This is a genomic window from Bradyrhizobium japonicum USDA 6, assembly GCF_000284375.1.
GTDB classification, from domain to species: domain Bacteria; phylum Pseudomonadota; class Alphaproteobacteria; order Rhizobiales; family Xanthobacteraceae; genus Bradyrhizobium; species Bradyrhizobium japonicum.
Genome location: NC_017249.1, coordinates 2,529,940 through 2,541,874 on the forward strand (window position 1 = coordinate 2,529,940; position 11,935 = coordinate 2,541,874).

At 60.7% G+C, this 11,935-nt stretch carries 11 protein-coding genes and 2 pseudogenes; 6 read left to right on the plus strand and 7 right to left on the minus strand.

The genetic code is table 11. The annotated features are described in order from the left end of the window. Nucleotides 1–120: 120 nt before the first annotated feature. From BJ6T_RS11835 to BJ6T_RS11850, 4 genes are all read right to left on the minus strand, one after another. The gene (locus BJ6T_RS11835) at nt 121–516 is read right to left on the minus strand and encodes a response regulator (RefSeq protein ID WP_014492592.1); all 396 of its coding nucleotides are present in this window, start codon (nt 514–516) and stop codon (nt 121–123) included. Between the two features lie 63 nt (nt 517–579). Then, nucleotides 580–1,206 (minus strand): response regulator transcription factor, encoded by a 627-nt coding sequence (locus BJ6T_RS11840; protein ID WP_014492593.1) that lies wholly within the window; start codon nt 1,204–1,206, stop codon nt 580–582. Further along, nucleotides 1,203–2,984 (minus strand): ATP-binding protein, encoded by a 1,782-nt coding sequence (locus BJ6T_RS42530; protein ID WP_014492594.1) that lies wholly within the window; start codon nt 2,982–2,984, stop codon nt 1,203–1,205. The genes BJ6T_RS11840 and BJ6T_RS42530 overlap by 4 nt, the downstream gene beginning before the upstream one ends. A gap of 20 nt (nt 2,985–3,004) precedes the next feature. Beyond that, the gene (locus tag BJ6T_RS11850) at nt 3,005–3,508 is read right to left on the minus strand and encodes a hypothetical protein (protein WP_144037991.1); all 504 of its coding nucleotides are present in this window, start codon (nt 3,506–3,508) and stop codon (nt 3,005–3,007) included. 525 nt (nt 3,509–4,033) lie between these two features. Between BJ6T_RS11850 and BJ6T_RS11855 the strand changes: the two genes are divergently transcribed. The 6 genes and pseudogenes from BJ6T_RS11855 to BJ6T_RS11880 all read left to right on the plus strand — a co-directional run bounded on the left by BJ6T_RS11855 (nt 4,034) and on the right by BJ6T_RS11880 (nt 10,742). Continuing rightward, a complete protein-coding gene (locus tag BJ6T_RS11855; protein WP_014492596.1) occupies nt 4,034–6,010 on the plus strand; it encodes an alkyl/aryl-sulfatase in 1,977 nt (658 codons plus the stop codon). 84 nt (nt 6,011–6,094) lie between these two features. Next, a complete protein-coding gene (locus BJ6T_RS11860) occupies nt 6,095–7,000 on the plus strand; it encodes a transporter (protein ID WP_141379452.1) in 906 nt (301 codons plus the stop codon). Between the two features lie 51 nt (nt 7,001–7,051). Continuing rightward, nucleotides 7,052–7,663 carry a DUF502 domain-containing protein gene (locus tag BJ6T_RS11865; RefSeq protein WP_014492598.1) on the plus strand — a complete coding sequence of 204 codons (612 nt, stop codon included), beginning with the start codon at nt 7,052–7,054 and terminating at the stop codon, nt 7,661–7,663. Between the two features lie 200 nt (nt 7,664–7,863). After that, nucleotides 7,864–8,256 (plus strand): annotated as a pseudogene (locus BJ6T_RS47120) (SUMF1/EgtB/PvdO family nonheme iron enzyme); the annotation flags it as partial. 75 nt (nt 8,257–8,331) lie between these two features. After that, nucleotides 8,332–8,637, plus strand: a pseudogene (locus tag BJ6T_RS47125) (HdeA/HdeB family chaperone); the annotation flags it as partial. A gap of 167 nt (nt 8,638–8,804) precedes the next feature. Then, nucleotides 8,805–10,742 (plus strand): adenylate/guanylate cyclase domain-containing protein, encoded by a 1,938-nt coding sequence (locus tag BJ6T_RS11880; protein ID WP_014492600.1) that lies wholly within the window; start codon nt 8,805–8,807, stop codon nt 10,740–10,742. A gap of 9 nt (nt 10,743–10,751) precedes the next feature. On the opposite strand, the gene BJ6T_RS11885 is transcribed toward BJ6T_RS11880, so the two are convergent. The 3 genes from BJ6T_RS11885 to BJ6T_RS11890 all read right to left on the minus strand — a co-directional run bounded on the left by BJ6T_RS11885 (nt 10,752) and on the right by BJ6T_RS11890 (nt 11,914). After that, on the minus strand, nt 10,752–11,261 hold the full coding sequence (locus BJ6T_RS11885) for a cation:proton antiporter domain-containing protein (RefSeq protein ID WP_014492601.1): 510 nt from the start codon (nt 11,259–11,261) through the stop codon (nt 10,752–10,754). Then, nucleotides 11,231–11,521 (minus strand): cation:proton antiporter domain-containing protein, encoded by a 291-nt coding sequence (locus tag BJ6T_RS45490; RefSeq protein ID WP_157788297.1) that lies wholly within the window; start codon nt 11,519–11,521, stop codon nt 11,231–11,233. Before BJ6T_RS45490 ends, BJ6T_RS11885 begins: the two co-directional genes overlap by 31 nt. Before the next feature lie 75 nt (nt 11,522–11,596). Then, nucleotides 11,597–11,914: a hypothetical protein gene (locus BJ6T_RS11890; RefSeq protein ID WP_014492603.1), complete on the minus strand. Its 318-nt coding sequence runs from the start codon at nt 11,912–11,914 to the stop codon at nt 11,597–11,599. Nucleotides 11,915–11,935 lie beyond the last annotated feature (21 nt).

The following is an 11,935-nucleotide window of genomic DNA, read 5'->3' on the forward strand; positions in this document are numbered from 1 at the left end:
ATCATTGTGGCAGTGCCGGGCGGCCTCGCAATTAGCGAGGAGAGTGATGCTTTTGGGTGACGCGAAAGTTCCCGCCGTGAATTTTCAGGTCGTGCGACCACGCAGCGCAGCGATGACCCGCTACGATCGCGCGCTCCTGGATCGGACGTCATTGATCGCTGCGATCAGCGACAGATCTTCGAGCGGCTTGAGGAGATAGGCATCGGCACCTGCGGTCATGCAGAGTTCGCGCATGTCGTCTTCCGAATGCGCCGTGATGACGATGGTCGGGATCTGAATTCCCGACCGGTTCAGGTGGCGTTGAAGTTCGAGGCCGTTCATCTCGGGCATCTGGAGGTCGAGGATCAAGCATTCGGGCCACGTGCCCGTCGGCTCTTTCGGCAGCGCATTGAGGAAGTCCCTGGCGGACTCATACGTCCTGGTGTCGATGGCTCGTGTCCGCAGCAATCGCGACAGTGCCTTGAGCACCGACGGATCGTCGTCGACGATAGCTATCCACCGGGGAGGTTGTGCCATGCGATGACTATCGGCGCTGCAACGGGGCGTTGTCGAGTTGGCCCTAGGGCCAACAGCCCGTCCTCACGCCTCGCCGCCGGTAATTCCGGCCCTCTCTGCGAAGCGCACGAGGTCTGCGACGGAGCGGACGCCAAGCTTGGCCATGACCCGGCCGCGATGAACCTTGATGGTTTTCTCGACGGTCCCCAGATCGCTCGCGATCTGCTTGTTGAGACGGCCGGCGACGACATGCTGCATCACTTCGCGCTCGCGCGGCGTGAGCATGGCAAGCCTGGTGTTGAGCGAGCTCCGGCCTGCCTCGGTAGCGCGAATTTCGCCATCTTTCCGCTCGGCCTGTGCGACGGCCGTCAACAGGTCAGCATCGTTCACTGGCTTGGTCAAGAAATCGATCGCGCCGGCCCGCATGGCCCGCACGGTGGTCGGGATGTCGGCTCTGCCGGTGAGGAAAATAACCGGGCGGCAGGAGTCGCTTGCACTGAGCGCTTGTTGCAGTGCGAGGCCGTCAAGGTCTGGCATCGCGACGTCCAGGATGGCGCAACCGGGGATCGAGGCGTCATGATTCGAGAGGAATGCGCTCGGCGAAGCGAACGATTGAACACGATACCCTCGCACCCGCAGCAGCCGGGCGATCGCCTTCAACACGCTCTCGTCGTCATCGACCAGAAAGATTGTAAATTCTCGGTCCGTCATTGAGCTGCCATGAGCATTGGCCGAGCGGGCAGGGTGATCTTTGCCGTTGCGCCGCCAGCTTCATTGTTCTGCAGATTGATCGTGCCGCCGTGCTTCCGGATGATACTGGAACAGATCGTCAGGCCGAGGCCAAGCCCATGGTCCTTGGTCGTGTAGAATGGCGTAAACAGTCGCTTGCCGTCGACATTGCTGATGCCGCATCCGCTGTCGCTCACCAACAGTTCGACGGCACCGTTTAGAGCGTCCCTGGTACGGACCCGGACGCGCCTTTGGCTGACGGGCGACGAGACCATCGCATCCATGGAATTGATGATGAGATTGAGAAGGACCTGCTGAAGTTGCACGGAGTCGCCGTGTACTATCGGCCTGCTCGTTGCCAGGTCCGTTTCTATTGTTACGCGCCGGCTGATCAATTCGGCGCGGAGCAGCGCCTTGGCTGAATCGACCATCTCATTGAGATCGATAAATTCGGAACGTGTCTGGTCTTTCTTGAGCAGTCCCCGCAAACGCCGGATGACGCTGCCCGCGCGGCTGTCTTCCTTGACGATGTCCTGGAGCGCGTCGCGCACCTCTGCCAGATTTGGCTCGTCCTGCTCCAGGAGGTAGAGCGCCGCCTGCGCGTTCGACAGTATTGCGGTCAGCGGCTGATTGACCTCGTGGGCAATCGCGCCCGAGAGCTCGCCGAGCGTGGAGACACGCATCAAATGCGTGATTTCCTGGCGCTGCAGGTCCGCTTCGGATTCGGCTGCCTTCTGGTCGGTGATATCGACGAAGATTCCGAAGATTCCACTGAGTTGGTCCGGCGATCCGTTGCTGTCGAGAGGCGCACGCGCGCGAATCCTGAACCAGCGGATCTGGCCGTCGGGACGAATGATGCGGATGTCGGTCACGGTCGCGTGTCCCCGCAATAAACCCCGCAATGTCCCGACTGCAACGCGCCGATCCTCGGGGTGCACCGCCGCAACAAACGTCTCGCGCGTGAGGGAAGTGTCGTCGGCGAAGCCGAACATTGTCCGGCAATGTTCGGTCGCCCACAACTCGTCCGTCGAACGGTCGAACTGCCACAAGCCGATATTGGCGGAAGCGGCGGTGAAGGTCATACGGTCCTCGCTCTCGCTGAGCGAGAGCTCGGCTCGCCTTCTATGCCGCCGTTGGATGAGGAGGGCGGCCACGCCGGCCATCTGCAGGGCGATGACAAGTGCCACCGCCGTAATCAGATAACGGTGCTCCTCCCAGAGGCTTGGCTCTTTGAACAGGACAATGGTGTCGGCCGGCAGGTTGCTCTGTTTCAGGCCCCACCGTGCCATCGCGCGCGCGTCCACGCGAAAGGCCTGCGCCGGATTAAGTCTTGGAGGGAGCGAGGCCGGATCGCTGCCCCCTTCGATGGCAAGCACCAGGTCGGCAGCGGCGGCCCCGTGCGATTCGAATGTCTCGACGAACCCGCCGACGACCCCGGTGCCGGTATAGGTGTCGTATGGTCCGTAGACCGGAGCGGCGGACACGCGGGCAATGTCCTTGGCGACTTCCTTGGGAGTAAAAGGCTTGCCGGCCCCGTCGATCAGGAACGTTAGAAAGATCACGATTGCATCGCTTGGAATGCGCGAGACCTCGGTCATGAGCGCATCATGGGAAAGTCCAAACAGATAAGTCGTTTCGAATTGTCGCGGATGCTGCGCGATCGTGCGACGGCCCACTTCCTGCCAGGCTCGATCTTCGAGCGCAGACGCGCCGGAGATGACGAACAGCCGCTTGGCCGAAGGCTGGAGCCTCTTCGCCAATTCGAGCGTTCGTTCGAAATTCAGCTCGAAAAAACTCCGGTAACATTCGAAGGCGGACGTAAATTAGCGTAGGTGGCGGGTGAAACCCCCGCGAACACCACCGGAATCTGCGGCGCGACGATGTCGGGGTGCTTCATGATGAACTGCAATGCCGCACTGCCGAGGACGATGACCGCTCTGGGTGGTCTCGCCGCGTATTTCTCGCGCACGAAGGCTGCCATGCGCATCTCGTGCGCGGGGTCCGTGACGCGAAAGAGATCGAGGAATTCGGCGTCGATTGCGAATTCCTGGCCGCCAGCTTCTCTCAGCCGTGCTTCAATGCCGTTTATGGCCTGGCTCGCCGCAGGAAGCGTGTAGTTGAACGCGCTCAATATGAGGATGCGCCGCTCCGCGTTGTCCGCGCGCGATTGTACGACCGACAAGGAGAGCGCAATAACTGTAACTATCAGCAAAAGAGCGCCGGGCGGACAACCGCCGCGGTTCAATCTGGCAGTTGGCCTTTCAAGTCGATCCACGCTTTTCACGAATTGCGACCCGGCTCCGGGTATTGAAGGTAAGCTAAAACCTGTGGTCGATCTATGTCGAGTCCAGTGGTCTGGAATGCTTGGAGAGTCGGTCCGCAGCTCTTACCCGGGAGGGCTTAGCTCTGTGGTGGGCGCCATTAGTTCGATTGGACTATGCACTTTGTGCCACCCATGGAGCGGGAGAGACAAATTTCCTAAATCGAAGGACGATTTGACGCTGGCATTCTAACTGGCTTGAGGCTTTGCGAGATGCCGCGCCGCCGGTCTCAAATCTGAGACTGCGGGAACCTCGTAGTCTTGTGTCCCGCACCGCGGCACTTGGTCGCGACCACAGCAAGATGCCGGGACTTTTGGCGAACCGCGAAGCGTATCAGTTCGTCGACGGCTATCAGCGCCTTCGCGATGCTCCTGCGCAGCGTGATGGACCAAGGTCCAACTAGGCCTAGCGCTATTGCCCTTTAGGCTTTCGGCTCTCTAGCCGGCCGTCGTCGGGCGAGCCGTGCATTACCGAAATGGGAGAGCCTAATGACGTATGGCGCTTTCGCCAGGTTGTCGATCATCGGCATCGTGACAGCCAGCCTAGCTCACGCCGCCGCGGCGCAGACCCAGGAGTTGCGTAAGGACGCGACCGATGCGACCAAGCAGGCCAATTCGGCTCTGCTGAGGCAGTTGCCCTTCAGTGACAACTCCGATTTCGATGCGGCGAACAAGGGATTTGTCGCCGCGCTGCCGACCGAGATGATCAAGGGAAGCGCGGGCAACGCGATATGGAATCCGCAGCAATACGGTTTCATCAAGGACGCTACGGCGCCCGACACCGTCAATCCGAGCCTGTGGCGGCAATCCCGTCTCATCAACATCTCGGGCCTCTTCGAGGTGACCAGTGGCATCTATCAGCTCCGTAACCTCGACCTGTCCAACATGACGATCATCGAGGGCAGCGAAGGCATCACCGTCGTCGATCCGCTGGTCTCGGCGGAAACTGCCAAGATCGGCCTCGATCTCTACTACTCGAAGCGCGGCAACAAGCCCGTCAAGGCGGTAATCTACACGCATAGCCATGTCGACCATTATGGCGGCGTTCGCGGCATCGTCAGCGAGGACGATGTCAATGCCGGCAAGACGAAGATTTACGCCCCGGAAGGGTTCCTCGAAGCCGCTGTCGCGGAAAACGTGATGGCGGGAACAGCGATGAGCCGTCGTGCGAGCTACATGTACGGCAACCTGCTCAAAGCCGATGCGAAGGGACAGGTCGGCGCGGGTCTCGGCACGACGACTTCTGCGGGCACCGTCACGCTGATCGCACCCACCAACATCATCAAGGAAACCGGCCAGAAGGAAAAGATCGACGGGCTCACCTACGAATTCCTGATGGCGCCCGGCTCCGAGGCGCCATCGGAGATGATGTGGTTCATCGAGGAAAAGAAGGCGATGGAGGCGGCCGAAGATGCGACCCACACGTTGCACAATACGTATTCGCTCCGTGGCGCCAAGATCCGCGAACCGCTTCCCTGGTCGAAATATCTGAACCAGGCACTCGTCATGTGGGGCGACAAGGTCGAGGTGATTTTCGCCCAGCATCACTGGCCGACCTGGGGCAACGACAAGGTCATCGGGCTTCTCAAGAGCCAGCGCGATCTCTATCGTTTCATCAACGACCAGACCTTGCGCATGGTCAATCAAGGCATGACGATGCGGGAGATCGCCGAAGCCTTCAAGATGCCGGACAGCCTGGCGAACGTCTGGGCGAACCGCGGCTATTACGGCTCGGTCTATCATGATGTCGCTGCGACTTACGTGCTCTATCTCGGCTGGTTCGACGGCAATCCGGCGACGCTGCACGAGCTGCCGCCGGTCGAGGCCAGCAAGAAGTACGTCGAGTTCATGGGCGGCGCTGACGAAGTTCTGAAGAAGGCCAAGGCAGCCTACGACAAGGGGGAATTCCGTTGGGTGGCTCAGGTCGTCCATCACGTGGTGTTCGCTGATACCAACAACCAGGCGGCCAAGAATCTCGAAGCTGACGCGCTTGAGCAACTGGGCTACCAGGCCGAGTCAGGACCTTGGCGCAACTTCTACCTGACGGGCGCCCAGGAGCTGCGCAACGGTGTTGCGAAGCTGCCGACGCCTAACACGGCGAGCCCCGACACGGTGCGTGCCATGTCGGCCGACCTGTTCTTCGACTATCTCGGCGTTCGTCTCAACGCCGAAAAGGCCGGCAACGCCAAAGCCAAGCTCAATTTCGACTTCGGCAAGGACGGCAATTATTTCGTCGAGCTCGAAAACGGCGTGCTGAATCACACGGCGAATATGAAGTCCAGCAGCGCCGATGCGACGCTTATCTTGTCGAGGGATACGTTGAACAGCATCATCTTGCAGCAGACCAAGCTGGATGACGCCATCTCGTCGGGGGCCGTGAAGGTCAGTGGCGATAAGGCAAAACTGAATGATGTCGTTGCCGCACTTGACAGCTTCGAGTTCTGGTTCAACATCGTGACGCCCTGACGTCCAGCACGAAACGGTCTCGCGCCCCGATAGGCGCGCGAGACCGTGCTATGTGCGCATTTGAGGGAAAGTTCCGGAGCGTGGATGATGCGCGACAAGACGCCCGCGGCGCCGGCAGGTACGAGTGATGCTCGCGCTTGTGTCGGGTCCCGCGTCAGAACGGCGATCTTGGATAGGCTTTGGATCGCGCCATTCGCTGCTATCGCACTTTTGTCGCCGGCCTCCGCCGCCGCCCAGTCATCCGAAACGTACGATCTTTCCGGGCTGGACTTTTTCCGGCCGCCTCCGAACCTGTTTCAATTCCGGTACGAGTACCGCTCGGCGCCGGGAAGCACGCGGGACGTCACGACGCAGACGCTGAACCTGCGCTATGATCACGCCTTCTATCTCACCCCGACATGGACGGTGGTGACACGGACAGACCTGCCGCTGCTCGGCAGGAATACGATCAATTCGAGCAATCCCAACGGCAAATACATCTACGGCCTCGGAGATGCCGATATCCAGGCGGCCGTCATTCATGATCTCGACAAGCGCTGGGCGGTCGGTTTCGGTGCCCGTCTGATCACCCCGACCGGCGAGGATCCGTTGGGGTCTGGCAAGTGGCGCATCATGCCGATCGTCGGCTTTCGTGTCGCGCTGCCGGAAATCAGCAAGTCGAGCTATTTCGAGCCGATCTTCCGATATGACGTGAGTGTTGCCGGAGATCCGACGAGACGGAATATCAGCAATCTGCAGTTCGGTCCGGCCCTGAACATCGGTTTGCCGGATCGCTGGTTCGTCACGTTCTACCCCAGCCAGGATATCAGGATAAATTTCGGCGATCCGGTCGCCGGACAGACCGGCCGCCTGTTTCTTCCCCTGGATGTGCGCGCGGGAAAGAAGTTGTCCGACAACGTCGCGGCATCGCTCGAGATCGGCGTTCCCATCATCAAGGACTATCCGGTCTATAATTTCAAAAGCCAGTTTCGTCTCAACATCACCTGGTAGCGTGTCCTGGAGGTCGCGAGCCGAGGCTGCGCCATGCGAGGGGCAGGGGCGATGAAGCAGTTCTTGAAGACCACGATCATCGGCGGTGCGCTCTTCCTGCTGCCGGTCGCGCTCGTATTGTTGATCCTCGGGCATGCAATGCGCATCGCTGTCAAGGCCGCGCTGCCCGTGTCCCATTTGCTGCACTTCGACGAGGTCGGAAAAATCGCCGGGGTCGGCATCGTGACGGTGCTTGCGGTGGTGCTGCTCGTGCTGGTGTCCTTCCTGGCCGGGGTCGTGGCGCGGACAAGGGTCGGCGCAAACGTCAGCGCGTGGTTCGAGAATTCATTTCTCGGCGGCATGCCGCAATACCAGATGGTCAAGAGCATGGCCCAGGGCCTGGCTCAGGCCGAAAGCGCCAGCGACGACTTCAAGCCGGTGCTCGTCCGCGCCGAGGGAGGCTGGCAGATCGGATACCTGTTGGAAACGCTGGACAACAACTGGATGGTCGTCTTCGTGCCGCAGGCGCCGACGCCCTTGGCCGGCAACGTCAGGTACTATCCGGCCGAGCTCGTGAGGCCGCTCGACATCACCATGCTGCAGGCGAGGGCGATCGTAAAGAACATCGGGATCGGTTCGGCGGCCGCGCTTCAGGGGCAGGATCTGCGTCGCCTGCCGGCCTGATCGAGTGGCGGCGAGTTCCCAGTTTTCGCGGAAGTTCGCACTGCGCGCACGAAACATGATGGACCAAGGTCCAACTAGGCCAATGCTTGCCGCGCTTTAGATTTCGTCCTCTCTGGCCGGCCGTCCTTAGACGAACTGCTGCTGGGCGCTTTTAAAGTACGGAGCATCCGACGTGAATCTTGCGCAGGCACCGGTCGCGAATGTCAGTGAAAGCAGCTCCCCAAAACTCGATCTTCATCCCCGGTGGAACCTTTCGGATGGGGTCGGATCGGCATTATCCGGAAGCTCCATCTCACATGGTCCGCGTCGACGGATTCTGGATCGACCGCACGCCGGTGACGAACCGGCAATTCAAGGAGTTCGTGCGCGCCACGGGCCATGTCACCTTCGCAGAAGTTGCGCCGGATCCGAAGGATTATCCGGATGCTTTGCCGGGTATGATCTATGCGGGGTCGCTCACTTTCACGCCGCCGGATCATCCTGTCGATCTTCGTGACTTCAGCCAATGGTGGACGCTGCTCAAGGGCGCGAACTGGCGGCATCCCTATGGCCGGAAGAGCAACATCAAGTCGCTCGATGATCATCCCGTGCTCACTGCGACGAACTCGATCAAGAGAAGGAGACAAACCATGAGACTCAAATCACTTGCGGGTTGGACCAAGCTCAGCCTCGGCGCTCTCGCTATCACGATTGCTTCGGCCCAGGCTCAGGTCCCACTCTCGACCTATATGGATTCGAAGGGATTCATTAACGTTCAGGCCCTGACTTGCGCCCAGCTCGCCAACACCTATCAGGAAGACGCCGATTATCTCGCTGCATGGTACAGCGGCTGGTACAATGGCCTGGCGCAGAAGCATTTTGCTCATGTCACGCGAGCGAAGTCGGGTGAGCATCAGGTGATCGTCTATTGCAAGGCGCACCCTGAGCTCAAGGTCATCCAGGCCATCGATGTGCTTTTCAAGAACGAGAAGTGATTGGTGAGGCACCGACAATGGTCGGTGTAGCGAGACATGAGAGTCTGGCTGCATCGTGCACTCATGGAGGCAAGACAAGCGACGTGTCATTCGAGTATCATCTGCCGCTCCGGCGGCGTTGACGGAGCGCGTGCAATGCTCTCGAGCGGTAAACGGTTGGGTGGCCGATGAGTTTTCGCCTTACCCTGACGGCCTGCGTCATGTTCATGATCGGCCTCTTGGCCGCGCTGCTGATTGTCGTGCAGGTTCTGACGCTCGATCTCGTCACCAAGGATGCCGCGACCTCGACCATGGATGCGACGAGCCGCAGCACGGTCTCTTCGCTTCAGCTCCAGGTCGAAATGCTCTCGCGCATGTCTCGCTCCCTGGCCTTCACTCCGGCCATCATGAATTCATCTGATCCCGGCGACGCGAGCCCGACGGCCGGCCTCATCAGGGGAAATCTGGCGCAATGGCCGGCGCTGGACAGCATCTATGTCGGCTATGACAATGGCTATTGGCTTCAGGTGCAGCGATTGGATGGGCTGAAAGGGGTCCAGCGCGAGCGTGTCGGCGGTCCGGCCGACGCGGTCTACGCCACGACAATCACACAATGGGCTGGCGGCGAGGAACTGCCGACGACCCGCATATTCCTGGACAAGGACGGCAACCGCATCGGACAGATTGAAATCCCGCCACGCGGCTACGATGCGCGCGAGCGCAACTGGTATATGAACGCGCGCAAGGCGGGCCATTTGATCACGTCTGCGCCTTATCTCTCGTTCAACCTCGGCGTACCCATGCTGACCTTCAGTGTGCCGTTCGACGGGAACGCGCACGGCGTGGTCGGACTGGACCTCAAGCTCGACAATTACAGCAGGTCAGCGCCGATCATGAAATTCGGCAAGAACGGCTACCTGTTGATTTTCGACGACCAGGGTACGTTGATCGTGCATCCCAACTACCCGGCGCTGTTCGCACAGACGTCCGTGGACGCGGCAGGTCCGCGACTTCCCAGCACCATTGACCTTCGCGACACGGTCGAAGGACGCGTCATTGCGGAATGGGACAAGAGCAGCCCATACAGGCATAAGCTAACCTGGAAGGACGGCAGGGAGTACTTCGCGCGTCTCGAAACCATCGCTCTCGGGCCAAACCTGGCCGCGAGCGTGCTTCTGATTGCGCCCGAAGACGAATTTGCCGCCGGCATCCGGGAGCTCGATCGAAAAGCCCGAATGATTGCGCTGCTGGCTTGCCTCTTGTTCATTCCGGCAGCCTGGATATTCGGAACGCGCATGTCGACGACGATTCGCGATATCACGGGCGAGGCTGCGCGGTTGCAGACGATGGCGCCGCCGCCCCTGCACGCGATCGGCTCGGCGATCAAGGAGCTTGATATTCTGGCGCGAACAATTCACAAATCGCAAAGGGCGATCTGGCTGTTCTCGCGGCTCGCGCCACGCGCGATCGTCAGCGGTGTGCTCGATAATTCGATTTCCACCGAGCTCGGCGGCGTACGCCAGGAGATCACGGCGCTCTTCACCGACGTGAGAGGCTTCACCACGATCGCCGAAGCTGCCGATCCCGGTGTTCTGATGCAGCAGACCTCCCGGTATTTCACCGCTCTGACGGACGTCATCCTGCTTCAGGGCGGTACCGTCGACAAGTTCATTGGCGATGCCGTGATGGCATTCTGGAACGCGCCGAATCCCCAAGGCGATCATTGCGAACGCGCTTGCCGCGCCGCACTACAGGCAAAGGCCGCCAATGAGGCGGTCAACCGGCAATTCGAAGCGGAAGGGCTGCCGTCTTTCTTCACGCGGTTCGGTATTCACGTTGGCGAAGCCGTCGTCGGAAATCTCGGCTCGTCTGAACGCATGAACTACACCGCGCTCGGGAACGTCGTAAATCTCGCGGCTCGCCTGGAGGGGCTCAACAAGCAATACGACACTCAAATTCTCGTCAGCGAGAGCGTCTACATGCGCGTCAGGCAGAGTTTCCGCTGCCGGTTCGTCGACACCGTCGTCGCTAAGGGCATGGCGGCCGAGACGAGGGTGTATGAGCTTCTCGAGGAGGGCTTGAACGAGGAGGTCGACGCGATCGACGCGGATGAGGGGCGCTGCTGAAACATGATGCTATTCGGCAGTTGGTGGAACATCGACAAGGCCGCCGGATCCGATCGGCGCCTGAGTCGGCTCCTGCTTGACGAGCCGGGCGGCCCGCTCGGTGAGGACCAGGCCGATCAACGAGGAGACGATGACAAGAACCAACATGGCCTGGTCGATCAGCCGCTGGCCGGACGCGTTCACCGTCGCGTACGCCACGAGCGCGACCGCCAGCGTGGCAGCCACCTGTGGGACGGTCAGTGCGAACATCAGGTCCCGCTCCGGGCGACCATAGCCGAGCCATCGGCCGGCAACCTCGGCGGCAAGCCACTTCCCGCCGAACAGGGCGCCGAGCACCCCCAGCACAAGCAAGGGCTGGTGGCTCAGCGTGCCAAAGAAGACCTTGAGGTCGACCAGGAAGCCGGCGGCAATGAAGAAGACCGGGATGAACAAAGCCTGGCTCATGACCTCGAGCGAGTCGTCGTGCTTCAATTCGCCGAATGCGCGCTTCAGGCCCGCAATGCGCCGATGACCGCGCATGCGTTGGCTGAGTAGCCGATCGTTGCCGCCATGCCGATCGCGAAAATGAAGGGACAGGCGAAAGTGAGAAGGCCGAAAGTAGCAGCCTTGTTTCGGGCTCGCTGAAACTGCGTGAAATTCACCCCGAAGCCGGCGAAGAACATCAGCAGGAGCTTGCCGAGTTCAGCGAAGAAGCTGACGCTTCCCTTGGATTTTCGACCTGTGGCTTGGCCGCCGCAGACTTCCAGTTCTGATTCTGATCTTCTTCTCGTGGCGCCCACATATACTTTCGCGACGCCGGTCCCAGGTGGCCAGCTCGCGGCCGGCGTAACCGGCATGCCGGTCGATGTTACGGCCTAGCGCGGGCCGCTGTGTCCATCGTCCGGATCGCTCTCCGGCTCCCGGATCAGCACCACCGGCTCGTCATAGCCTTTGCGGCTGCTGTAAAACACCAGCGCCATCAGGCCGACGCCGACGACCAGCGAGAACACGACGCCGAGCACCAGCGCGACATAGCCGGACGCCGGCACGCTGGTATCCGTGCTGGTCCAGCCGAGATAGCCGAGAACGCACGCGGCGAGAAGCATCGCGCACAGCACCGCAATGACCAGCCATCGCGCGAGCTTGCTGTCTTGCGCCTTTGGCGGCGCCGGTTGCCCGCCGGTCACGTTCATGAACCTCTCCTCGCGCGGCCG